The organism is Vibrio penaeicida (assembly GCF_030689305.1).
Taxonomy (GTDB): Bacteria; Pseudomonadota; Gammaproteobacteria; order Enterobacterales; family Vibrionaceae; genus Vibrio; species Vibrio penaeicida_B.
Genome location: NZ_JAUYVM010000006.1, coordinates 294,502 through 318,185, shown reverse-complemented (window position 1 = coordinate 318,185; position 23,684 = coordinate 294,502). Strand labels below are relative to the sequence as shown.

Sequence of the window (23,684 nt, the reverse complement as noted above, 5' to 3'; positions counted from 1 at the left end):
GTTGGCATTTGCCAACCCTTTTTTTCGTTTGAAGGTTACTTTTCAAAAAGCTCTTGATGGAGTGCTTGTACGGCTTTCTTAGACACAGATTCGTGTAATAAGAAGCAGAGGTTATGAGCACTTGCTCCGTAGCAAATCATACGTAAATTAAAGTCTTCTAGTGTACTGAATACTTGCTTCGCGTAGCCTTTGCTCTCTTTCATATTGTTTCCAATAAGAGCCACCAAACATAAATTATGTTCTATATCGACTGTACACAGTTCTTCTAACTCACGCTTAGCTTCAGCAGGTAATTCTGGCGCTCCACCACTCGTATTGGTTTGATCAAGAGTAAGCGAAACGCTGACCTCGGATGTGGTTATTAAATCAACCGAGATTTTGTATTTAGCGAGAATTTGGAACACATCAGCAAGAAAGCCGTACGCTTGGAACATATTTGGACTGCGTAACGTCACCATGGTTTGGTTACAGCGCAATGCTAGTGCACGAAATAGGGGGGCGCTCTCTACTTGCTGACGAATCCAAGTACCGCCTTTCTCTGGTGCTTTTGATGAACCAACAAAAACAGGTATTTGATGGCGAAGTGCGGGCAGCAAAGTTGATGGGTGTAGTATTTTGGCACCAAAATTAGCCATTTCTGATGCTTCACTGAAACTGATTTCAGGAATTGGGCTCGCTTTAGGTGCTATTCGTGGATCTGTAGTGTAGATGCCGGGAACGTCTGTCCAAATCTCAAGCCCTGCTGCTTCAACCGCTTCTGCAATTAATGCGGCACTGTAATCACTGCCACCGCGTCCTAATGTTGTGGTGTTTCCATCCGCGTCTGAGCCGATAAAACCTTGCGTTACCACCACCTGCTGCTGACAGAGAGGAATCAGTTTTTCTTGTGCTAACCGAGAAATTTCGTCTAACTCTGGTTGCGCTTTTCCATGAACGGAATCAGTACGCATGACATCACGAATATCAAATCGGACAGCATCAATACCGCGCTCTTTCATTAATTGAGTCAGAATGTGCGTAGACATAAGCTCGCCGCATGACACCAAATGATCGGTCAATTTCTCACTTGATTGGAATGATGCCGCTTCAGCAGCGCTCGCAACAGAATCTAAAATAGTGTGGACTTGTTTTTCTGTCTGCGCAGGATCCGCAAGCTGGTCTAAAATTTGATGATGTATATCTGTGATCTGCTTAATCAATTCTTGACGCTTACTTGCTTCTTGAACACCATTCGCAAGTTCAACAAGTAGGTTTGTCACGCCTGAGCAGGCGCTGCTTACAATCAACCGCGTATTTGGGTTGTTTTCTATTATCGTGCTACAGCGGCTCATTGCCTCAAAGTTTGCAACACTGGTTCCGCCAAATTTCGCTACATTAAATGCGCTAGTGGCTTTGTTCTCATTCAAAGCACAGTCTCCCAAAATACGTCCAAGAATAACGACACAGTAGTCAAAAGGACTACTTAACATCCGATGTTGAAGAGAGATTACGTAGAGCAGAGGGAAAGCATAAGAAAGGAATGCGCACCTCAGAAGCTCTTCACCTTGTTGGTGACAGTCGGTAGGATTCAACCTACTCGCCCGATGTGCAATTCACCCGCAATGAATCATCATCTCGGCACTGCTCCCCCTGAGTGAAGTGTATTGGAATTGGGGTTCCACACCACACCTGCCTGGGCAATGCTCCTCTTCTGCTAGAAAGCCCGTTTATTGAACGGTTTTATGGCCAAAATGTCAATCACAAAGCGTGAATTTGTTATTTTGTGATATTGGCTATGTAAAAATTGAGTTCTAGACGCTCGACCTAAGCCCACTGGATGCATTAGAGTAAAATTTGTACAGTAAGACTTGTATACAATTTTTTAAACCTACAATTACAATAAAATGAGAACACCTATGACAATAACAAGCTTTAACCCACCAAGACGCATTTTGATGGGACCAGGACCATCGGATGTGTATCCCGAAGTTCTTCAAGCGATCAGTCGCCCAACGGTTGGTCATCTCGATCCGCTGTTTATCAACATGATGGATGAGCTAAAGCAGCTTTTGAAATACGCTTTTCAAACAAAGAATGAATTCACCATCGCGATATCAGCCCCTGGCAGTGCGGGCATGGAAGCCTGTTTTGTTAATTTGGTTGAACCCGGTGACAAAGTCATTGTGTGTCGAAATGGCGTTTTTGGAGAACGTATGAGAGAAAACGTTCTTCGATGTGGTGGTGATGCAGTTATTGTCGATGATGAGTGGGGGGAGCCTGTAAGCGTACAAAAAGTGCAGGCCGCATTTGACCAACATCCGGATGCTAAAGTGCTCGCATTTGTTCATGCTGAAACATCTACAGGTGCTTGCTCTGATGCCCAAGCGCTTGCCGGTATAGCCAAACAGCATGGTGCGTTGACGATAGTCGATGCGGTTACGTCGTTAGGTGGTGTCCCACTGTATGTTGATGAGTGGGGGCTCGACGCAGTGTATTCAGGTAGTCAGAAGTGTTTGTCGTGTGTGCCTGGGTTGTCACCATTAACTTTTTCTCAAGCCGCCGTTCAGAAGATTACGCAGCGCAGTACACCCGTACAGAGTTGGTTTTTAGATCAGAGTTTGGTTTTGGGGTATTGGAGTGGTGAGGGCAAGAGAAGCTATCACCATACAGCACCAGTTAATAGCTTATACGCACTTCATGAAGCTCTATTGAAGCTAAAAACGGAAGGGCTTGAAGGCGCATGGGCAAGACACAAAGCGATGCACAATAAGCTCAAAAGTGGGTTAGAAAGTTTAGGATTTGAATTTGTCGTCGAAGAAGATTCACGTTTGCCACAGCTGAATACAGTATACATACCTGAAGGTATTGATGAGGCTAGCGTACGCGCCACTTTACTTGAAAAATACAACCTAGAGATAGGGGCTGGGCTTGGGGCTCTAGCGGGTAAAGCTTGGCGAATTGGATTAATGGGGTATGGAGCACGTGATGAAAATGTAGCACTCTGCCTCAAGGCGTTGGAAGATACGCTTTAGGGTATTGAAATACTGGCATTCATCACTAAAGCCGCTTACTCAGCGGCTTTTTTTGAATCATCATTATTGTCCGTAATAATTGCTTGAGATGCCTTTGAGTATCGTACTTTTGAGAAATCGAGTTTGGGAAAAAGGTACTCAGCTTCTTCTTGAATTTGCTTCGCTTTGCTTTCGTTGTCCATTCCTCGATACGCCACGATCAGATTATTGTAAAAAGCTGGTCTCGGTTTTCTTTGTATAATATCTTGAGACCACTCAATGTAGGGCTCTATTAATGTTTTGTCTTTTGTAAACAGCCCTATGGTTAGGTATGTGCTGTAAACATCCCAATCGTACCGGTCTTTCCACGCCACGGGGTTACTGACTTTTTCTAGGATGTTAGGATTTCTTGGCTGAGATTTTTCAAATTGAGTGAGCACGTAATTTGTGTGCAGCGTACTGAGCATATAGAACGTGGTTAGAATAGGTAATACTAGGCTAGATACCCTCAATGTAACTTTACTGACGACGCTGAAGTTCACCGTTTTATATCGAGCTGTTCTTTGATCAAGCCAATAGAGCAGAATGATAAATGTCACCCAATGAATGGCTGAGTGATAAAACGGATACTCTAATTGGCTGTGGACAGCAATGGGAACAAACAGTGCCAAAAGCGCAAGTTTGGTTCCTTTTCGGGCTGACCAAGCCTTGTAAATAATGTATGCCCCAGACAGTAGAATGGCGATTATGGTTGCGACACCGCCTTCTACTCCCCATAGCATAAGCTCATTATGAGGGTGATCTAACGCTGCCAATGCTGGTGGATAATCAGCGTTTAACTGATGTTGCCTCGCGGTGTATAAAACATACGAAGATTCAAATTGCCCGTATCCATACCCGGTGAATGGCTTCTCGATGATCATATCGATAGCTTGTGGGAAAAAAACTGTTCTTACACTATCTAAATGCTGCTTATCTTTTATCAAATGATCAAAGTTGGAGTCAGTCAATTGGGGAACAGTCAGACCAAGCGATATGCCGACAATAATGGAAATTAGCCAAGCACAGACTCTTTTGGGCGTAGAAAATCGTATTAAGTAAGGTGTGACCATTAAAGTTGCGAGCGTCGCCCCTAGCCACCCTGTTCTGGAAGCAACAATAACAAGCAGCGATACGCAGAGCGCCGGGACGGAGACAAGGAATATCAATTGCCCCAATTTTCGTCTGTATTTTTGAGGTTGCCTCGCAAGCAGGTAACCAGAAAGGACTAATCCCGTTGCTAAAAAGCTGGCAAGAACATTGGGCTGCTGAAAAATGCCATAAGGGCGGTTAGCGACCGTGTTGTAACCTAATATGTTATCGGGTTCTAGAATAAGGAACTGAACATAACCATAAAGAGTTTGTAATGCAGTGGCAGTGAGAATAAGCCAAAGTAGGCGCTGTTTTTGTTTGTTTGTAAATTGAAACTGTTGTAAGACAAAAAATAAAATTAATCCAGACCACAACCCCAAAATTCGACCTGTAGACTCTTCTACAATGGCGTTAGGTAAGAATATAGGGATGGTAAGAACTACACCGCATAAAAGAAGCACAACACCGAGTTTGGAATAACGAATCTGGTAGCGGTTTGATATCTGATAGAACCCTATTGCCAAAGCAAAAGAAAGGCCTATCCAAGTTGAAGGGTTAAATGATAAAGCCAGCCCTGAACCACCCGGGTTTGGCATAAAAACATTCATGGCAACTAAAAACGTACACGCTATTACGATTAAAAATTTTCGATTGAGCGGTGTTCGGGTTTTATTGGACTCGAGCTGTGTTCCTCGGACGAGCAGAGTTGCCATATTTGAATGTTTCCTTAATAGATTTCAACGGTCTGAAGCCAGACCGTTGAGTGATACTATCATTTTTCGTTTTAAAGCATAGGTTTTAAGAAGCGAGCCGTATGGGAACCTTTAACTTTTGCGACTTCCTCCGGAGTTCCTTGCGCAATAATTTCACCGCCACCTTGTCCACCTTCTGGTCCTAGATCGACGACCCAATCTGCGGTTTTTACAACATCCAGATTATGTTCGATAACCACAACGGTATTCCCATGATCCCTCAGGCGGTGTAATACCGTCAGCAACTGCTGAATGTCATGGAAGTGCAGACCCGTTGTAGGTTCATCAAGAATGTACAGTGTTTTACCTGTATCTCGTTTAGAAAGCTCTCTGGCTAATTTTACTCGCTGAGCTTCACCACCAGAAAGCGTGGTCGCCGCCTGACCAAGTCGAATGTAAGACAAACCTACATCCATTAATGTTTGAAGCTTTCTTGCAATAACAGGCACGGGGTCAAAGAATTCACGCGCATCTTCGACGGTCATTTCCAACACTTCATCAATGGTTTTGCCTTTGTATCGAACTTCTAATGTTTCTCGGTTGTATCGTTTACCGGTACAAACGTCACAAGGTACATAGACATCAGGTAAGAAGTGCATTTCAACTTTAATCACCCCGTCGCCCTGACAAGCTTCACAGCGCCCTCCACGAACGTTAAAGCTGAAGCGACCTGGTTTATATCCTCGAGCACGTGATTCTTGCGTACCAGCAAAGAGCTCACGAATAGGTGTGAAAATACCGGTGTAAGTTGCTGGATTTGAACGCGGTGTTCGACCTATTGGGCTTTGATCGATATCGATGACTTTGTCGAAATGTTCAAGCCCAACTACTTTTTTGTAAGGTGCTGGAGTCGCAATGCTGGCACCATTAAGCTGAGTTTGTGCAATCTTGTAAAAAGTATCATTGATTAGGGTGGATTTACCTGAGCCTGATACACCCGTAATACAGGTGAAAAGCCCTACAGGGATGGACAGATCGACATTCTTAAGATTGTTTCCAGACGCACCAAGCAGCTCAACCACTTTTTTCGGATCCATTGGCGTACGATCTTTAGGAACCACAATGGATTTTGCTCCGCTGAGGTACTGACCTGTAAGAGAGTTTGGGTTGTCGAGAATGGCTTGCATATCACCTTCTGCAACCACTTCACCTCCGTGAACGCCAGCGCCTGGACCGATATCGATGACATAGTCAGCACAGCGTATGGCATCTTCGTCGTGCTCGACAACCAAAACGGTATTGCCTAAATCTCTTAGGTGTATCAGCGTTTTTAACAATCTTTCATTGTCTCGCTGGTGAAGACCAATGGAAGGTTCATCCAGAACATACATAACACCAACTAAGCCAGCACCGATTTGGCTAGCCAGCCTGATTCTTTGGGCTTCACCACCAGATAAAGTCTCGGCGCTTCGAGAAAGGTTGAGGTAATTAAGGCCAACATTGACTAGAAAGTGGAGTCGGTCGTTGATCTCTTTCATCACCTTATCAGCGATCTTAGCTTTTTGACCTGTTAGCTCTAGGTTTTGAAAAAACGACATTGCATCACTGATACTCATTTCAGCAACGGTTGGTAATGGCGTGTCTTCGATAAAAACATTGCGTGCTTCAGTTCGAAGTCGAGTGCCTCCACAAGTACCACAAGACTTGGTTGAAATGTATTTGGAAAGCTCTTCACGAACAGAGTTGGACTCTGTGTCTCTGTATCGGCGTTCTAGAGTATTGAGAATCCCTTCAAATGGGTGCTTCTTCGTTCGGCTATCACCTCGATCATTGATGTATGTAAATTCAATTTGAGTTCGACCTGAGCCTCGAAGCACTACATCTTGAAATTTTTTCGGCAATTTATCGAAAGGTGTGTCTAAGTCAAACCCGTAATGATCCGCAACGGCCCCCAGCATTTGATAGTAGTAATAATTTTTTCTATCCCAGCCTCGAATTGCGCCATCTGCAAGACTTATTGATGCATCAACGATGATTCGACTAGGGTCAAAAAACTGCTGTACACCCAAGCCATCGCAGGTAGGACATGCGCCCGCAGGGTTGTTAAATGAAAACAGTCTTGGTTCAAGCTCCTGCATGCTATAGCCACAGTGCGAACAGGCGAAATTAGCGGAAAAAATGATGTCTTGCTTGGATGAGTCATCCATATCGCATACAGAGGCAATGCCGCCAGATAGCTCTAATGCCGTTTCAAACGACTCGGCTAAACGTTGCTGAAGGTCGCCTCGCACCTTAAACCTATCTACAACAACCTCTATTGTATGTTTTTTATGAAGCTCCAAACTTGGAGGATCAGACAGATCGCAAATATCACCATCAATTCGCGCTCGAATAAAGCCTTGTGCGGCTAAATTTTCTAATGTTTTAACATGCTCCCCTTTTCGTTCTTTAACTATGGGGGCGAGCAACATCATTTTACTGCCATCAGGCAGTTCCAATACCTTGTCGACCATTTGGCTAACCGTTTGAGCCGCCAATGGTGTTTTGTGATCAGGGCAGCGAGGTTCACCTACACGAGCGTACAAAAGTCGGAGATAATCGTATACCTCAGTAATCGTACCTACGGTCGATCTTGGGTTGTGAGATGTTGATTTTTGTTCAATAGAGATTGCAGGGGATAAACCTTCAATATGGTCAACATCCGGTTTTTCCATCAATGAAAGAAACTGGCGAGCATAGGCTGATAAAGACTCGACATAGCGGCGTTGCCCTTCCGCATAAAGAGTATCAAAGGCTAAAGAAGACTTACCTGAGCCAGAAAGCCCAGTAATGACAATTAACTTGTCTCGTGGAATAGTGAGGTTTATGTCTTTGAGGTTGTGGGTTCTGGCGCCACGTACATCAATGGTGTCCATCTGCTATGCTCTTGTGTAATTGATAGCCACAAGTATTACATAGACTTATTTTTGTGCAAAGAAAAAATACTGGATAAAATAACAGTATTTAGCTTAGGTACTGATACTTCATCCAGCAGAGAAGACGTTATGCTTTGTGAGTCGAGTGTTTATCTAATTCTGTCTTCTTTTTGTCTTTTTGGTAAAGGTTTTCAAAGCAGTAGTTAGTCGCTTCGATGTATCCTTCAACGCTGCCGCAGTCGAATCTTTTGCCTTTAAACTTATACGCCAGAACACAGCCGGCTTTCGCTTGCTTTAAAAGGGCATCGGTAATTTGAATTTCTCCACCTTTGCCTGGCTCTGTTTGTTCAATAAGTTCGAAGATATCAGGTGTTAGAATATAGCGTCCAATGATGGCTAAGTTACTTGGCGCTGTGCCTGCTTCTGGTTTTTCTACCATATCATCAACACGGAATAGATCGTCTTTGATCATTTCACCAGAAATGACACCGTATTTATGAGTTTCATCTTCTGGTACTTCTTGTACTGCGACAATTGAGCAGCGAAATTGCTTGTAAAGGGCAACCATTTGAGCCAGAACACCTTGCGATTCGTTTACACAAAGATCATCGGCAAGCACAACGGCGAATGGGTTGTCACCAACCAACTCTTTACCAGTTAAGATTGCGTGCCCCAAGCCTTTCATTTCACGTTGGCGAACATAAGTGAATTGAGCCGACTCAATCACGTTCCGAATATCGACCAGCAATTCTTCTTTGTTGGTGCCGTTTATTTGGTGCTCAAGCTCATAGTTTTTATCGAAATGATCCATGATGGAGTGCTTACCGCGACCAGTTACAATGCACATGCCATCCATGCCTGCTTCGATCGCTTCTTCTACGCCGTATTCAATGAGTGGTTTGCTCACGATTGGCATCATTTCTTTGGGCATCGATTTTGTTGCAGGTAAGAAGCGCGTACCGTAGCCAGCTGCAGGGAACAAACACTTTTTAATCATAATCTATCCTAATTGAATTATTTGGTTCCTAAAATTGTGCCTAACTCTACCACGGTCGCTGTGCGAATCGAACTGTAAAAGTTGAACATTTTTAAGAAGACAAATGCTGCTTAGCCCACGCCATTGCTTGAATTCGATTTTTAACATCCAGTTTCTTAAAAATATTATATAGGTGTGATTTTATAGTGTGCTCACTGATAAAAAGCTCATCAGCAATCTCCATGTTGGAAGCGCCGGTTTTCAGGCTTTGCAGAACATCAAGTTCTCTGCGGGTTAACTCAACATCAAAAGCGGGTTTGTGACTGACCATGGCGGTTTGATAGTAATCCACCATTTGAGTCATCGTGTCTCGTGGTAACCAACTTTGACCCCTTGTGATGCACTCGACACCCTTGCAGATATCATCTTGTGAGTCTGTTTTTAAGAAATAGCCATACAGACAGCGCCATTTCAGTATTTCAGAAAGCGTCATTTGCGTATCAACATTCAGCAATATGGTGTAAACCTTTTGGGGGAAGCTAAAAAGCGCTTCTTGAAGTATGGAGTCATCCAAAATATGCGTTGTATCGATCAAGAAAAGAAGAGGGTTGATTGTTTCATCAAGGCAATACACATCTTTTGCTGTAACGGCTTTCGCTTCCCTACCTATCTTATTGGAGAGTTTTGATAGCAAAGTCTTTGAAAGAAACGTGTGACCTTGGCTGTTATCAGAAACCAAGAAAATATCAGGTGATAGCGGTTTTTCGTTCATGTTTGAATCCACGGCCAAAAGGTGCACGATGAAGTATTCATCAAGATTATAAAATAGTTTGAATATCTAACGTTCAAAAATAATTTATCAATCATTTTTTATAAAGCAAAAATGGCGATCACTGGCTTCGTTTCTTGTAGAGCATCCCAAAATAGAAACGCAGAGGATAATATTTTAAGTAATTGATATTTATAATAGTGATTTGAAATTCGGCGGTTTCTAAAAAAGAGTCGAATGATCCAATATCTCGTTGCGATTTCATATGCTTATCTGCCATGATGAACGTATACAAATAATGTTGACACTCAAGTTACTCCCAGTTAAAAGACCCTAACCCAAGAGGTAACTAGGAACTATAATTTTAGTATGTAGGTCTTGATTTGAGCATTGCTGATATCATGGTATCCTTGAGCGTTAAATTTTAGTCGAAGTGAATTTAGACGGAGCAAAACATGGCTAGCCGTGGAATAAATAAAGTTATTTTAGTGGGGAATTTAGGTAATGACCCAGAAATCCGCTATATGCCTAGCGGCGGTGCTGTGGCAAACATTACCATTGCGACTTCAGAATCGTGGCGTGATAAAGCGACAGGCGAGCAGCGTGAAAAAACAGAATGGCATCGTGTTGCTTTGTTTGGAAAACTGGCTGAAGTAGCGGGTGAATATTTGCGTAAAGGCTCGCAGGTATACATTGAAGGTCAATTGCAAACTCGTAAGTGGCAAGATCAAAGCGGTCAAGATCGCTACACAACAGAAGTGGTTGTTCAGGGCTTCAATGGTGTAATGCAAATGCTTGGCGGTCGCCAGCAAGGGCAAGGTGCTCCAGGTCAAGGCATGGGACAGCAGCAAGGAGGTTGGGGGCAGCCACAACAGCCAACGCAACAGCAGCAGTCTTATCAACAACCTGCAGCGCAACAGCAGCAGTCACAGCAGCAGTCACAGCCGCAGCAACAAGCGCCTCAACAGGCTCAACCTCAATACAATGAGCCGCCAATGGATTTCGATGACGATATTCCATTCTAGAGATTTACAGAAGAATAAAACGAATCTCAATCTTTGAGTGTTTCGAAATATTCAACAAAAGCCGCGATTTTTCGCGGCTTTTGTTTAGGTTTTTCATTGAATAACTTGTGTATCATCCATTCCCTATTCACAATATACCCAAGTAACCTCAAGGTATTAGGCTATTTGGGCATGATATCGATTGTGCGATTCTTAGGAAATGAAACTTCGTGTTACTCGTTTAACAGAGCTAGGAAGTCTTACTTGAACTAGCAAGAAAAGGAATTCGCCTGACAATGCGATACACCCCCACGCTCAAATTAAGTACTCGATTGGTCGCATTTGTGACCATGATCGTCGTCAGTGCCATGTTCATTCTTTTTATTGGTGGGACGCTTTCGTTTAAGCGAATAGGACAGGAATATGTCCACCACTATATTTCAGGCATTGCGGACGTCGTTGATTCTGAATTAGATAACCCTGAAGCAGCAGAATCTATGGCGAAATGGCTGCCAAAGCTGCTGCAGGCGAGCAATGTGCTTGAAATGGATGTTACCTCGCCATCAGGTTCGATGTATCACTACAAAGATACTCGCTCATTTTTGCAAGTAGAACGCGCTCAACAGCTCACTTATCCGCTACAACACCACTCAGGCTACCAGGTTCATTTTACAGTATTACCACCTTATGTTGGGCTTGAGTATTCTGTTGGTGCTATGTCTTCGATTACGCTAGCAGTTTTATTGATTGTTTTTTGCTTAATACAAGGCATTAAGTGGCTGAAAGAGCAGCTATATGGCTCTGAACTGTTAGAAGAAAGAGGGCGAATGATCCTAGCTGGTAAAACCCAAGAATTTGCCAAAGGTGATCTGCGAGAATGGCCTTACACCGCAAGTGAGGCGTTAGACCAGTTAATCGAAGAGGTGAAAGATTCGCGGCAAGAACGAAGCCGCTTTGATACTTTTATTCGTACTCATACTTTTTTAGACCAACTTACAGGGGCGGCTAATCGAGTACTCTTTGACTCAAAGTTAGAGGCAAGTTTACAAGAGGCGGGATCATACGGCGGGATTGTATTATTTAGAATCAAAGCTTGGGATGATGTTATCTCATTTAACGATAAAGTTTCCGTAGATGAATTCACGATCGAAGTTGGGCAAAGCCTGTCAAACATTGTTCAGCGCTTTCCGGATGTTATTTTCTCGCGCTATTACGAGTCTGACTTTGCCATTTTGGTTCCTCACCAAGGCAGCAAAGAAATAGAAGCACTCTGTAGCCAAGTTATTAAGCAGATTTCCAAAATAGAGCCACTTTCACCATTATCTCCTGATAACTGGTGTCATATCGGTGCAAGTTTATATTCTGAAGGGGAGAGGCGCGGTTATATATTAGATGAGGCTGAAACGGCACTGAAAACAGCACAAATAGAGCCTGTGAATAATTGGTCTCGGTTTGATAAAAAGCAAAAGAAAGATATTGCCAGAGGAAATGTCCGTTGGAGGACATTGTTCGACAAAACACTTTGCTCGTCTAATATACAAATATATTCACAACCTTGCTTTATAAGAGAGAATCAACAAGAAGAATTATTACACCATGAATTGTTTCTAAGATTGAAAGATGAAAGTGGTGCAATTATAAAAGCCTCGCGATTTATGGCAGCTATCGAACAAGTTGGTTATGAAACCGCCATGGATCGTGTTGTAATTCAAGAAATTCTTGACTGGTTAAAGACGAAAAACGAAAGAATATGTTATTCTTTAAATATAAATGCGCTTCCATTCAAAGAAAAACTCTACACACGTTGGCTGCGAGATGAGCTATTACAACTGCCAAGTGAAATACGAAAGAGCATTAGCTTTGAATTTTCTGAAAGTAGTTTGGTAAAAAATTTAGATTTCGTACGCCCAGTTATTCGTATGATTTCTGGTTTGGGGTGCAAAATTATAGTTCACCAAGCTGGCAGGACAATTGCTAGCACACATTACATAAAAGATTTAGATGTTGATTATCTTAAATTGCATCGCAGTTTGATAAAAAAAATAGATCAAAGACAAGAAAATCAGTTGTTCATAAGAAGTTTAATTGGCGCTTGCATGGACAGTAAAACTAAAGTTATTGCTGTTGGGGTCGAAAATAGTTCTGAATGGATAGCTTTACAAAATTTGGGTATTGACGGGGGACAAGGTCGGTTTTTCGAGAAAGAAGAGCTGCTCTTTCCTAAGCGTCTTGCATCAAAGGTTAAAATTGGTCGCAGAAATCGATGGCGACAGAAAATATGAGCAGTAACTAATGAATAAAATGGTTTCTTTGCTAGAACGCTTGAAAGGGAAAAGTTCCAGTACGAAAAAGGTGAGTATTGCTCTCCTTGAAGATGCCGTTTACTGTTCATTTGACAATAAAATCGAATCATTTTCAGTAAAAGAGAAAGGTTGGGAAAAAACACTTCTTAAGCTTTTGTCTGAAGAACAATATGCGAATTCCAGTGTCGTTATTGTTTTAGGTTCTCACCATTATCAAACTTATCAAATTGAACGACCTGAATTGCCAGAAGAAGAATGGTCAGTCGCACTTCCTTTTTTGCTTAAAGATCTGATCGCCGAACGAGTATCAGACATTGTTGCTGATGGTATCGCGTTACCTAACAGCAATAAGATTCAAGCATATGTAATGAGTAAGCGAATACTCACTCCATTGCTCGCCATATTGGAGAAATGCCAAGTAGAGCTAGATAGGATTTTACCTGAAGATGAAGTTTGGGGGCAGACTCATCAGCAGGCTGAAGACTTTTTATTACTCCATCAAAGTGCACACAGCAATTTTAAAATAAATGCTTATGTAGGAAGAGATATATGCTTTCACAGGACTATTCGTGGAGTGTCTGCCCCACTTACAGGTCCTCAAGCAAGTAGCCTGCAAATTGATGGACTTGCACTCGAAATGCAACGTTCGATCGATTATCTCAGCTCTCAAATCAAACAGGCACAGTTCCATAAACTATTTATATGTTGCGATGATGAAGTTGATGAAGAACTGACTTCTGCATTGGAAGAAAGATTAAGTGTCAAAGTCGGAACGTTAATGGATGAAGACAAGCGTTGTGGGGAGGTACTTTCTCACTACGCTCTTGGCGCCCAATACCATGTCAACCTATACCCAGAACACCTAAAGCCCAAAAAAGAATTCTTTACCTTGCCTGTTGTGGCTGCAAGTTGGTTGATCGTTGGATTAGTCATGCTGAGCTACTACGGATTCAATGAATATCAGATTCGTAATGAAAAAACGAAAATTACACGTTTGTCAGATCAATCTAAGATGCTTAAAACTCAGTTATCTGAACTGAAAACTATGCTGGGTGAGCATAATCCCTCACCAAATAAACTGGACGCTGTGGTCAGAATTGAAAAAGAGATAAAAGCAAAAGAAGCTTCTCTTAATGCGGTCGGACAGTTTGATAATCAAAAGCAAGTGGGTTACTCGGGTATTATGAGTGCGTTATCTCGGTTGGGTAGAAATGATATATCACTTAGCCAAATAACCATTAGTCAGAACACATTGAATGTATCAGGTCTTGCCCGAACGCCAAGTGCAGTTCCTGGCTGGATTAAACAATTTAGAAATGAGTTAGATTTAGTCGGGCGTAATTTTGAGCAGCTCAATATTGGTAGAAATGACGACGATATAGTGACATTTGAGCTGCAAGCAAAAAGAGGGGGTGAGTAGTGGCACTTCTTCAAGATTTAAGTGAGAAGTTTTCGGCTCTTTCTAGCCGAGAGAAATGGTTAATTACGGCTGGTGGATGGGTCGCGATCTTCTTCATCATATTGACGTTCTTTTTGGAGCCGTCATTTAAAGTCAAAGCTTCTCAAAACAGTGAGTACTCTTCTTTAACACAGTCCATAAAAACAACCAAAGATCTAATCGCAACGGTCAATAAACAGCTTGGAACTGATCCAAACAAAGAGGTCGATGAAGAGCTTGCTCGTTTAAAAAAACACAGCCAACAGTTATCCGAGCGTCTGGACTTATTGGTTGAATCTTTAGTGACACCTAGCCAAATGGCTGAATTGTTAGAAAATGTACTCGTCAGTAGTAAAGGGCTAAAATTAGAAAGTCTAAACTCTCTACCTGCTGAACCCATCATCGCTGGTGGAAGTTCTCAAGCGGTTGGGTACTACATTCATCCTGTAAAAATTGAAATTACAGGTCGATATTTTGATATAAAAAATTATTTAATTGAGCTTGAGAGTATGCCCACCACGTATTTTTGGCGCAGCTATCAATATCAAGTTGAAGATTACCCGTCAGCACGTTTGGTTCTTATTGTCTATACATTAGGTACAGGACAGGAGTTTATCGGTGGTTAGAATTTTTTTAGCTTTAGCCATAATATTTAGCTCTTTTGGGCACGCTAACCAAGATCCTACCGCTCCACTTGGCTGGCAAGCACCAAAGACAACAACACAGAAACAAATTAAGAAAAAAGCAATCGCACCAGTGCCGACACTGCAATCCATTATTTGTGCAGAAGGTGCGCCATGCTATGCCATCTTAAATGATAAAGTTGTAGAGAAAGGGAAGTACATCCAAGGTTATCTGGCCAACAGGATCGAACCAGAATTTGTAGATTTGATAAAGAGCGGGAAAAAATGGCGACTGGAGCTATTTCCCTCTGACATTAAACACTAAGGTTTCATAGACATTATGCGTAATATTGTAGTAATAGCCATCATCGCGTCACTAACGGCTTGCTCCATGGGGCACCGGGAGCCTGTCGAGGTTAAAGAAGCGCTTAATGAAGTGATCAATGAAGCGAGTAGCAAAAGCTTAGATGAGCTTCCTGCTTCCGTTCAGGCTGATTTGATGCCTGAGTTAGCAAACGAAGAGTTTGCGGTTTCTCCAACCTTGAAGCGCTTTCGAGTACAAGCCAACGGTGTCGAGGCAAAAACCTTCTTTGCAAGCCTTGTTAAAGGGACGGACTACAGCGCGGCGATTCACCCAGATGTTTCGGGGCGTATTACCGTTAATCTGACTGACGTAACGTTAGACGAAGTGCTTAAAGTGGTTCGTGATCTTTACGGTTTTGAAGTCGTTCAAAGTGGAAAGCTCATTCAGGTTTACCCAGCTGGATTGCGTACCGAAACCATTCCAATCGACTACCTTCAATTTAAACGGTCAGGGCGTTCACTTACTTCTATTACAACCGGATCCATTACCAGCAAAGATGGCGGTGGTAGCTCTAGTTCATCAAGCAACAGCTCTAGCTCATCAGGCTCCAGCAATAATTCGAGCTCGTCTAGCAGTTCCAGTACTTCTCCTACGGGTGGCACTGAAATAGAAACCATCAGTGAAAGTGATTTTTGGGCTCAATTAGAAAAAGCAGCTCAGACACTTATCGGCACAGGGGATGGTCGAAGTGTGGTTGTTTCACCTCAAGCCAGTGTTTTAACGATTCGAGCATACCCAGACGAGATAAGAGAGATAAGGCAATTCCTTGGTGTGTCGCAGCAGCGTATGCAGCGACAAGTGATTTTAGAAGCGAAGATCCTTGAGGTCACTCTATCTGATGGCTATCAGCAAGGGATAAATTGGAGCGGTCTAACGTCAACATTTGGCAACGCGAGTGTTTCCATTGGTCGTGGCTTCAATCCAGCGGATGGAATTCCTGCGTTACCGGGGCTTGATGCCATTGGCTCATTGCTCGGAGGGCAAACCAATGTCACCATACAGAATGGTGATTTCAACGGTGTATTGAGCTTTGTAGGTACCCAAGGTGATCTCAATGTCTTGTCTAGCCCACGGGTTACGGCAGCAAATAACCAGAAAGCCGTGATAAAGGTAGGTTCCGATGAATATTTCGTCACCGACATTTCTAGTGTGGTAGGCAGCGGTGATAATGCGAATGTTGCGCCAGACATAGAGCTAACGCCATTTTTCTCCGGCATCTCTTTGGACGTAACACCACAAATCGATGATGATGGCTTTGTTCTTCTCCATGTTCACCCTGCAGTAATTGACGTACAAACACAGACAAAAGTCATCAATCTTGAAGGTAAAAAATACGAAGTCCCTCTGGCTAAGAGCTCGATTCGTGAATCGGATTCGGTCATTCGAGCGCGAGATGGTGATGTCGTCGTAATCGGCGGCTTGATGAAGTCAAACACGATTGATCAAGTTTCCAAAGTTCCATTCTTAGGCGATGTTCCCGGCTTGGGGCATTTATTCCGAAACGTGACCAAGCTTACTCAAAAAACAGAGCTAGTTATTTTGCTAAGACCAACCGTGGTCGGCGTTAACACATGGCAGCAAGAATTAGAGCGTTCACGAGACTTATTACAAGAGTGGTTCCCTGAAGAATAATTATGTATCAGACATTTTTTGGATTTAAACAAGCGCCTTTTTCGCTAACTCCCAACACTGAACTGTTTCAGGGGTTAGTGCCGCATTACGAGGCGATCCAAACCGTTTTGTCTGCTATTGACATGGGTGAAGGCGTTATAAAAGTATCTGGAGAAGTGGGTACAGGGAAAACCATGGTATGCCGGATGCTCATTAACCAGTTAGTTGATGAAGTTTCGTTGGTGTACTTACCCAACCCACAACTTACCGGTGAAGAACTAAAGATTGCGATCGCAAAAGAGCTTGAAGTCGAAATTCGAGACAGTGATAGCTTAGTCGATGACATTCAAGCGCAATTACTAAAATTGCACCTGAACGGGAAGCGTGTTGTAGCATTGATCGATGAAGCGCAAGGTCTCAGTGATGAAGCCCTCGAAGCGATCCGATTGTTTGGAAACCTTGAAACCGAACAGGCTAAGCTGATGCAGATCGTTTTATTAGGTCAGCCTGAGCTTGATGCTCGTTTGGAGCACCACCATCTTAGACAGCTACGCCAACGTATTTCCTTCAGTGCTACGTTAAGAGCGCTTTCTATCGAGGAAGCCTTTGCGTATATCGATCACCGCGTTCAGGTAAGCGGTGGAAACGTTAATCTGTTTGATGCAAAAGTAAAAAAAGCGATTTGGAAAGCTTCACGCGGTGTTCCACGCTTAATTAACCAAGTTTGCCATAAAGCACTCCTGTTGGCATTTACGGCTAATGCGACTCATATCCATATGGAGCACGTCTACAATGCGATTAACGATACGCTAGACACCGTCAAACCCCGGTTTAAAAAGCCATTTCTATGGGGATGGGGGGTATCATGAGCGTTATCAATAAAGCATTATCTGAAATGTCAGATAAGAAGTCGCCAGCAGGGCGTATTGAAAAGGTTGATGTTTCTCCAGTTAAAAAACGGCCTCAAGCTATTTGGGCGGTTGTATTTATAGCCTTACTGGTTACTGGTGGATCTTGGTTTACTTTGAGTCAATCTACCAGTGATCCCGCAATTGCTAAAATTCCTGAAAAGATGAATGTTGATAACGCCTCTGACCTAACGAAACCTGTCACCACTGTGGTTACGATGGAGGTTGCTTCGCCAACTCAGCAAACGGTTTCTGAGTCGGTGGCTAACATATACCAAGATCAGGCTACAGAAGAGCCTGAAGTATCAATAAGCCCAGCAGTATCACCAGTATCTGGTGCTGTTCAAGTCGCAAATATCGAGTCAGAAAAAAGTATTGACGCACCTAAATCTGAGTCTAAGCCGATAGTAGAGCAGGTTGTTAAGGCAGAGAAAAAACAAATTATTAGAAAAACAGAAGATCCAATAGCTGTTCCTTCTAAGAATGCGATTACACCTCAAAAACAATTCACTTCAAAGAAAGAAGTGAAGCCTGAAAAAGCACCTAAAGTTCTGTTGGCAAATGCCTCTTCAATAGCAGAAACAGATACGTTCGAGCTACCGCCACAACCCATAACAGATGGTGAAATGGCGATTCAACAAGTTGAACTTACTCCTCAGCAGCTAGCGGATAAATCTTTGTCTAGGGCAAAAAAATCGTTAGATGCAAATGACTTTGATGGGGCAATAAAAGGGTATCAATCAGCTTTGCGCTATGTTCCTAAAGATGAAGTGGTGCGTAAAAAATTGGCGGCGCTTTATTACGGGCGTGGCAATGTACGTCAGTCTTTAGAGATATTACAAAAAGGCATCGTGCTGGACCGAGATAGCCAAGTGCTGAGGCTTGCCGCAATGAATATATTGGTAAAAGAAGGCATCAATGAAGCCGCTCTGGGGGTGCTTGAGCATTTACCACCTAACCCCGAGCAAGATTACCTCGCGGCTAGAGCAGGATTAGCACAACAACTCAAAAATTATCCGATTGCACTTGAAAGTTACCAAATGCTGGTGAGAAGAGACAAGGATAATGGCAAGTGGTGGTTAGGGCTGGGAATACAGCAAGAGCGAAGCGCTCAATATTCTCAAGCAAAATCCTCATATCAGAAAGCTCTTAATCGAGTAGGGTTGTCGGCACAAACCAACAGTTTTATTCGTGAGCGTATTGCTTATATCAATGAACGAGAGGCGTCTTCAAATGCAGATTAAACTACGTAAACGTCTTGGTGATTTGTTGATTGAAGAAGGCATCATTTCAGAACATCAAGTTGAAGAGGCCCTAGGTCACCAAAAGAGTACAGGCAGAAAGCTTGGTGATACTTTAATACAGCTTGGCTTCTTAACTGAAACGCAAATGCTGACATTCCTGTCGCAGCAACTTAACGTGCCGTTAATCGATCTAAGTCGGGCGAATGTTGATGTTGATGCCGTTCAAATACTACCCGAAGTACATGCCCGTCGATTGAGAGCGTTAGTTGTAGGTCGTCAGGGTGACACATTGCGCGTTGCGATGAGTGACCCCGCTGATTTATTTGCTCAAGAATCGCTGTTAAGCCAGCTTCAACAATACGCGCTTGATTTTGTTATCGCGCCAGAAAAGCAGTTAGTAGAAGGCTTTGACCGATACTATCGCCGAACAAAAGAAATTGCCTCGTTTGCTGAGCAGCTTCAAGCAGAACATCAGGTGAGCGATACGTTCGACTTTTCTTTTGGAGACGATGAAGACAGCGAAGAGGTCACGGTTGTAAAACTGGTTAACTCTCTGTTTGAAGATGCCATTCAAGTGGGCGCATCCGATATTCACATTGAACCGGATTCAAATGTACTAAGGCTCAGACAGCGTGTTGATGGTGTGCTTCATGAAACACTGTTGAATGAGGTGAATATCGCGTCAGCACTCGTGTTGAGGCTTAAATTAATGGCGAATCTGGACATTTCAGAAAAACGCTTACCCCAAGATGGTCGTTTCAATATTCGTGTTAAAGGTCAGTCTGTTGATATTCGTATGTCCACGATGCCTGTCCAGCATGGTGAATCAGTGGTTATGCGATTGCTCAACCAATCTGCTGGCGTTAGAAAGCTCGATGAATCTGGCTTGCCTGAAGATTTGTTGCTGAGAATACGGAAACAGCTCCGACGCCCTCATGGCATGATTCTCGTTACGGGGCCGACGGGCTCTGGTAAAACAACCACGCTTTATGGTGCGCTTTCTGAATTAAATGAACCAGGTAAGAAAATCATAACTGCGGAAGACCCAGTTGAGTATCGGCTTGAGCGCGTCAATCAAGTTCAAGTGAATACTAAGATTGATCTTGGATTCTCTAAGATATTAAGAACATTCTTGCGTCAAGATCCTGACATTATATTGGTGGGGGAAATGCGTGACCAAGAAACGGTGGAGATTGGGTTAAGAGCAGCACTAACTGGTCACTTAGTATTAAGTACTTTACACACAAACGATGCTATCGACAGTGCACTGCGTATGATGGATATGGGGGCTCCTGGGTATTTGGTCGCTAGTGCGGTAAGAGCGGTTTTGGCCCAGAGACTAGTACGAAAAATTTGCCCAGATTGTAGTACTCACGATGATGTAGATGAGTCTCGAAAGCAATGGCTTGGAAGCCGATTCCCAAACCAAGCCGATGCCACTTTCTTTAAAGGGCGAGGGTGTCAAAACTGCAATTTAACAGGGTATCGAGGTCGAGTAGGGGTCTTTGAGTTACTAGAGCTTGAACAGCATATGATGGATGCACTTCGTTCTGGAGATGCGGTCGAATTTGCAAAGCAAGCACGTAGAGCTGCGGGATATAAACCGTTACTGGCTTCTGCTATGGAGCTCGCATTAAAAGGTGTGGTGAGTTTAGATGAAGTCATGAATCTCGGTGAAGGTGATTCTTCAGCGACCATTGAACCGATTCTGCTCTAAGGTTACGGCATGGCAACGTATCAGTACCAAGGCAGAGATTTACAAGGCAGTAAGGTGGCAGGGCAGGTTGATGCTCCTACTGAAGAGCTCGCAGCCGAAGCATTGATAAACAAAGGGGTAATACCGACCTCGATCAGTAAAGGCAAAAGTGCTGAAGGCGGTGCTGGGTTCGATGTTTCCGCTCTATTTACGCCGTCAATTCCGCTGGAAGTGTTCGTTATATTTTGCCGGCAGTTGTATAGCTTGACGAAAGCAGGTGTACCCATCTTAAGAGCCATCAAAGGATTGGTTCAAAACTGTGGAAATAAGCAACTCAAACAGGCTTTGGAAGATGTCGGGAATGAGCTGACTAATGGTCGAAACTTGTCTTCGTCCATGCAGCAATACCCAAAAGTATTCAGCCCGTTGTTTATTTCAATGATCAATGTAGGTGAGAATACGGGGCGTTTAGACCAAGCCTTGTTGCAGCTTTCTCAATATTATGAACAAGAGTTGGAAACGCGGAAAAGAATAAAAACGGCTATGAGATACCCTATTTTTGTATTGAGTTTTATTTCAATTGCAATGATAGTGTTGAATGTTAAAGTTATTCCGCAGTTTGCCACGATGTTTGCAAGATTTGGTGTGGATTTACCTTTACCTACAAGGATTTTGATTAGTACATCTAACTTTTTTGTCAATTATTGGATATGGCTGGTTATAGCCTTTTTTGCGTTTTTGTTTGGTATGAAAGCTTGGGTTGGAACACCTGATGGTCGAGAAAAGTGGGATAAATTTAGATTAAGGCTCCCAATTGTGGGAGATATTGTGAATCGTGCTCAGTTATCACGATTTTCAAGAACTTTTGCACTTATGTTGAAATCTGGGGTTCCGTTAAATCAGTCTTTGGCTTTGTCAGGCGAAGCTCTAGGGAATCGATTTTTAGAGCTTAGAATTTTGGAAATGAAATCGGCAATTGAAGCAGGAAGTACAGTGTCGTCAACGGCAATTCAGAGCCAAATTTTTACACCTTTGGTTATACAGATGATTTCTGTTGGAGAGGAGACAGGTCGAATAGATGAGCTATTGCTTGAAGTTTCAGACTTTTACGATCGTGAAGTGGACTACGACCTGAAAACATTAACAGCAAGAATAGAACCTCTACTGCTGACTATTGTGGCGGGTATGGTTTTGATTTTAGCTATGGGGATTTTCTTGCCAATGTGGGGCATGTTGGATGCAATTCAAAAATAGTTGGGTGCATTAACATGGAGGGAAAAGCCGTTCCTGCATTTGCCATTTGGACTTTTTTGGTAGGTATTTTGCTTGCCACTTTGGCTTTCAATTGGCAAAAAATTGACGATGAAGCCTCAGGTACCACTTTCTTGATGCTGGAGAATCAAATTACCGAACGTGCAAATGCCTATAGGCAGCAATGGATTATCAGTAAGCAGCCAAGTTTTATTGAGTACGAAGGTAAAAAAGTTCAGCTAGATGATAACGGATGGGTATTACCTTTGCATGGTAATGAAATGAACTGCAAATGGTGGCTAGAAACCTTGTACCCTAGGTTAGGAAGTACCTATCTAGCAACTCCAGAAACACAATTGATTTCCGGTTATCCGACATACCATTGTCGATATAAATTTAATGAAGAAATGGTGCTGGACTTGGTTTTGAATGAGAAGAAGCTCTCAATAAGTACTATAAAATAGGCAGTTAAATACCCTAAATCATAGTCTTACTGGTGGGTGTGCGATATAATGAAATCACTCAGGAATGAGTAAAAAAATAGGTGAAGAAATGAAAAAGCAGTTCGGTTTTTCATTAGTAGAACTGGTTGTAGTGATTGTTATTCTTGGCTTGCTAGCGGCGGCGGCATTGCCCAAGTTTTTAGATGTCACCGATGAAGCCAAAAAGGCAAGTATTGAAGCGGTTGCTGGTGGATATGCCACAGGCGTTCTCTCTGCTCGAGCGCAGTGGGAAGCGAAAGGCAGACCAGGAGTGGGCACAGGAAATAGTAAGCAACATTACATTGAGTATGATGGTGTGGAGTTCTGGCTAACCCGTTCGTTTGATGACGGTGGCAATGACAGCTCATTCAGAGATGGCTATCCGATTGCTTTAAAAACAACGGGGCAAACTGTTGCTCCGTCGGCTATATCATCATCCGATTGTGTGAATTTGATGGAGAATTTGCTACAAAACCCACCAAAAGTTGGGGATGCAGCAAGCAGTAACCTAACCGATTTAAAATACACTGCTGAAGCAAACAGTTCTGAGAGTACGTGTTCTTATGTACAGCAAGAAGGCAGTGATCATAAGTTTGTGTATGAAATAAAAACTGGTCGTGTGACCGTAGAATTGCAGTAACTTAATTGGTTACAGCGTTAATATCTAAACATAGAGAGAAGTGACTATGAAAAGACAAGGCGGTTTCACCCTAATCGAATTAGTGGTTGTAATTGTTATTTTGGGTATTCTAGCGGTAACCGCTGCACCTAAATTTTTAAACCTTCAAGGTGACGCACGTGGCTCATCTCTTCAAGGTTTGAAAGGTGCAATGAACGGCGCATCAGGTATCGTTTACGGCAAGTCTGCTATAGAAGGCGAAGAAGGTGTAAGTAAAGGCGCTGCAACAACGCCTGTTGCAAGTGGTATCAACACTCATTTTGGCTACCCAAGTGCAGAAGCTAACGGAATTCAACTTGCTGTTGAAGGACTACCTGCTGACTGGGATACAGCAGTGTCAGGAGCAGGAACAGCAGGTTCATCATATTACGTTACCTTTAACGCTACGCCTACTTTAACTACCGCAGCAACGATTGAAGCAACAAACTGTTATGTTTCCTACACAGAAGCAGCGGATGCTGATAATGCACCAACAATATCGGTCGTAGCTACAGGCTGTTAATCAAAATACCAGAGGTTAGTTTCTAACCTCTGGTTAATTCTAACGTTGGTTATTACATACCAATTTAAAGCTCTCTTGCTTTTGTTCGGAGCGATGTGAATTCATG

19 protein-coding genes and 1 riboswitch are annotated in these 23,684 nt (G+C 43.0%); of the genes, 14 read left to right on the top strand and 5 right to left on the bottom strand.

Going from position 1 to position 23,684, the window contains the following annotated elements:
* Positions 1 to 35 precede the first annotated feature (35 nt).
* Positions 36 to 1,406, bottom strand: a complete 1,371-nt coding sequence (gene lysC / locus Q8W40_RS12515; RefSeq protein ID WP_370693383.1) for a lysine-sensitive aspartokinase 3 — start codon at positions 1,404 to 1,406, stop codon at positions 36 to 38.
* 118 nt (positions 1,407 to 1,524) lie between these two features.
* Positions 1,525 to 1,698: riboswitch (Lysine riboswitch) on the bottom strand.
* A gap of 197 nt (positions 1,699 to 1,895) precedes the next feature.
* Between lysC and Q8W40_RS12510 the strand changes: the two genes are divergently transcribed.
* A complete protein-coding gene (locus Q8W40_RS12510; RefSeq protein ID WP_305397464.1) occupies positions 1,896 to 3,011 on the top strand; it encodes a pyridoxal-phosphate-dependent aminotransferase family protein in 1,116 nt (371 codons plus the stop codon).
* A 35-nt stretch (positions 3,012 to 3,046) separates the two neighbouring features.
* On the opposite strand, the gene Q8W40_RS12505 is transcribed toward Q8W40_RS12510, so the two are convergent.
* From Q8W40_RS12505 to Q8W40_RS12490, 4 genes are all read right to left on the bottom strand, one after another.
* Positions 3,047 to 4,834, bottom strand: a complete 1,788-nt coding sequence (locus tag Q8W40_RS12505; protein WP_305397463.1) for a PglL family O-oligosaccharyltransferase — start codon at positions 4,832 to 4,834, stop codon at positions 3,047 to 3,049.
* 71 nt (positions 4,835 to 4,905) lie between these two features.
* Positions 4,906 to 7,728: an excinuclease ABC subunit UvrA gene (uvrA, locus tag Q8W40_RS12500; RefSeq protein ID WP_305397462.1), complete on the bottom strand. Its 2,823-nt coding sequence runs from the start codon at positions 7,726 to 7,728 to the stop codon at positions 4,906 to 4,908.
* Positions 7,729 to 7,855: 127 nt separating this feature from the next.
* Positions 7,856 to 8,725 carry a UTP--glucose-1-phosphate uridylyltransferase GalU gene (galU, locus tag Q8W40_RS12495; RefSeq protein WP_305397461.1) on the bottom strand — a complete coding sequence of 290 codons (870 nt, stop codon included), beginning with the start codon at positions 8,723 to 8,725 and terminating at the stop codon, positions 7,856 to 7,858.
* A gap of 91 nt (positions 8,726 to 8,816) precedes the next feature.
* Positions 8,817 to 9,476 (bottom strand): LuxR C-terminal-related transcriptional regulator, encoded by a 660-nt coding sequence (locus Q8W40_RS12490; RefSeq protein WP_305397460.1) that lies wholly within the window; start codon positions 9,474 to 9,476, stop codon positions 8,817 to 8,819.
* A 452-nt stretch (positions 9,477 to 9,928) separates the two neighbouring features.
* Between Q8W40_RS12490 and Q8W40_RS12485 the strand changes: the two genes are divergently transcribed.
* The 13 genes from Q8W40_RS12485 to Q8W40_RS12425 all read left to right on the top strand — a co-directional run bounded on the left by Q8W40_RS12485 (position 9,929) and on the right by Q8W40_RS12425 (position 23,578).
* On the top strand, positions 9,929 to 10,498 hold the full coding sequence (locus Q8W40_RS12485; RefSeq protein WP_305397459.1) for a single-stranded DNA-binding protein: 570 nt from the start codon (positions 9,929 to 9,931) through the stop codon (positions 10,496 to 10,498).
* A gap of 275 nt (positions 10,499 to 10,773) precedes the next feature.
* Positions 10,774 to 12,759, top strand: a complete 1,986-nt coding sequence (gene csrD / locus Q8W40_RS12480; RefSeq protein ID WP_305397458.1) for an RNase E specificity factor CsrD — start codon at positions 10,774 to 10,776, stop codon at positions 12,757 to 12,759.
* Between the two features lie 10 nt (positions 12,760 to 12,769).
* Positions 12,770 to 14,200 (top strand): MSHA biogenesis protein MshI, encoded by a 1,431-nt coding sequence (locus Q8W40_RS12475; protein ID WP_305397457.1) that lies wholly within the window; start codon positions 12,770 to 12,772, stop codon positions 14,198 to 14,200.
* Positions 14,200 to 14,844 (top strand): type 4a pilus biogenesis protein PilO, encoded by a 645-nt coding sequence (gene pilO / locus Q8W40_RS12470; RefSeq protein ID WP_305397456.1) that lies wholly within the window; start codon positions 14,200 to 14,202, stop codon positions 14,842 to 14,844. The genes Q8W40_RS12475 and pilO overlap by 1 nt, the downstream gene beginning before the upstream one ends.
* A complete protein-coding gene (locus tag Q8W40_RS12465) occupies positions 14,837 to 15,166 on the top strand; it encodes an MSHA biogenesis protein MshK (RefSeq protein WP_305397454.1) in 330 nt (109 codons plus the stop codon). The genes pilO and Q8W40_RS12465 overlap by 8 nt, the downstream gene beginning before the upstream one ends.
* Positions 15,167 to 15,181: 15 nt before the next feature.
* Entirely contained in the window at positions 15,182 to 16,837 is a 1,656-nt protein-coding gene (gene mshL, locus Q8W40_RS12460) for a pilus (MSHA type) biogenesis protein MshL (protein WP_305397452.1), read from the top strand.
* 2 nt (positions 16,838 to 16,839) lie between these two features.
* Positions 16,840 to 17,685 carry an ExeA family protein gene (locus Q8W40_RS12455; RefSeq protein WP_305397450.1) on the top strand — a complete coding sequence of 282 codons (846 nt, stop codon included), beginning with the start codon at positions 16,840 to 16,842 and terminating at the stop codon, positions 17,683 to 17,685.
* Positions 17,682 to 18,968 (top strand): tetratricopeptide repeat protein, encoded by a 1,287-nt coding sequence (locus Q8W40_RS12450; protein ID WP_305397448.1) that lies wholly within the window; start codon positions 17,682 to 17,684, stop codon positions 18,966 to 18,968. Before Q8W40_RS12455 ends, Q8W40_RS12450 begins: the two co-directional genes overlap by 4 nt.
* On the top strand, positions 18,958 to 20,685 hold the full coding sequence (locus tag Q8W40_RS12445) for a GspE/PulE family protein (RefSeq protein WP_305397446.1): 1,728 nt from the start codon (positions 18,958 to 18,960) through the stop codon (positions 20,683 to 20,685). Before Q8W40_RS12450 ends, Q8W40_RS12445 begins: the two co-directional genes overlap by 11 nt.
* 9 nt (positions 20,686 to 20,694) lie before the next feature.
* Positions 20,695 to 21,918, top strand: a complete 1,224-nt coding sequence (locus Q8W40_RS12440) for a type II secretion system F family protein (RefSeq protein WP_305397444.1) — start codon at positions 20,695 to 20,697, stop codon at positions 21,916 to 21,918.
* Positions 21,919 to 21,932: 14 nt separating this feature from the next.
* Positions 21,933 to 22,379: a hypothetical protein gene (locus tag Q8W40_RS12435; RefSeq protein ID WP_305397442.1), complete on the top strand. Its 447-nt coding sequence runs from the start codon at positions 21,933 to 21,935 to the stop codon at positions 22,377 to 22,379.
* 88 nt (positions 22,380 to 22,467) lie between these two features.
* Positions 22,468 to 23,037, top strand: coding sequence for a prepilin-type N-terminal cleavage/methylation domain-containing protein (locus Q8W40_RS12430; protein WP_305397441.1), 570 nt, complete (start codon positions 22,468 to 22,470; stop codon positions 23,035 to 23,037).
* 46 nt (positions 23,038 to 23,083) lie between these two features.
* Positions 23,084 to 23,578, top strand: a complete 495-nt coding sequence (locus Q8W40_RS12425; protein WP_305397439.1) for a type II secretion system protein — start codon at positions 23,084 to 23,086, stop codon at positions 23,576 to 23,578.
* Positions 23,579 to 23,684: the final 106 nt, after the last annotated feature.

Bases quoted from the DNA above. Each gene is read 5' to 3' on its own strand.
- Q8W40_RS12510 (WP_305397464.1), top strand. From the start codon at position 1,896: ATGACAATAACAAGCTTTAACCCACCAAGACGCATTTTGATGGGACCA.
- Q8W40_RS12435 (WP_305397442.1), top strand. From the start codon at position 21,933: ATGGAGGGAAAAGCCGTTCCTGCATTTGCCATTTGGACTTTTTTGGTA.
- galU (WP_305397461.1), bottom strand. From the start codon at position 8,725: ATGATTAAAAAGTGTTTGTTCCCTGCAGCTGGCTACGGTACGCGCTTC.
- Q8W40_RS12450 (WP_305397448.1), top strand. From the start codon at position 17,682: ATGAGCGTTATCAATAAAGCATTATCTGAAATGTCAGATAAGAAGTCG.
- mshL (WP_305397452.1), top strand. From the start codon at position 15,182: ATGCGTAATATTGTAGTAATAGCCATCATCGCGTCACTAACGGCTTGC.
- Q8W40_RS12440 (WP_305397444.1), top strand. From the start codon at position 20,695: ATGGCAACGTATCAGTACCAAGGCAGAGATTTACAAGGCAGTAAGGTG.
- Q8W40_RS12425 (WP_305397439.1), top strand. From the start codon at position 23,084: ATGAAAAGACAAGGCGGTTTCACCCTAATCGAATTAGTGGTTGTAATT.
- Q8W40_RS12430 (WP_305397441.1), top strand. From the start codon at position 22,468: ATGAAAAAGCAGTTCGGTTTTTCATTAGTAGAACTGGTTGTAGTGATT.
- csrD (WP_305397458.1), top strand. From the start codon at position 10,774: ATGCGATACACCCCCACGCTCAAATTAAGTACTCGATTGGTCGCATTT.
- Q8W40_RS12505 (WP_305397463.1), bottom strand. From the start codon at position 4,834: ATGGCAACTCTGCTCGTCCGAGGAACACAGCTCGAGTCCAATAAAACC.
- Q8W40_RS12490 (WP_305397460.1), bottom strand. From the start codon at position 9,476: ATGAACGAAAAACCGCTATCACCTGATATTTTCTTGGTTTCTGATAAC.
- Q8W40_RS12485 (WP_305397459.1), top strand. From the start codon at position 9,929: ATGGCTAGCCGTGGAATAAATAAAGTTATTTTAGTGGGGAATTTAGGT.
- uvrA (WP_305397462.1), bottom strand. From the start codon at position 7,728: ATGGACACCATTGATGTACGTGGCGCCAGAACCCACAACCTCAAAGAC.
- Q8W40_RS12475 (WP_305397457.1), top strand. From the start codon at position 12,770: ATGAATAAAATGGTTTCTTTGCTAGAACGCTTGAAAGGGAAAAGTTCC.
- Q8W40_RS12445 (WP_305397446.1), top strand. From the start codon at position 18,958: ATGCAGATTAAACTACGTAAACGTCTTGGTGATTTGTTGATTGAAGAA.
- Q8W40_RS12455 (WP_305397450.1), top strand. From the start codon at position 16,840: ATGTATCAGACATTTTTTGGATTTAAACAAGCGCCTTTTTCGCTAACT.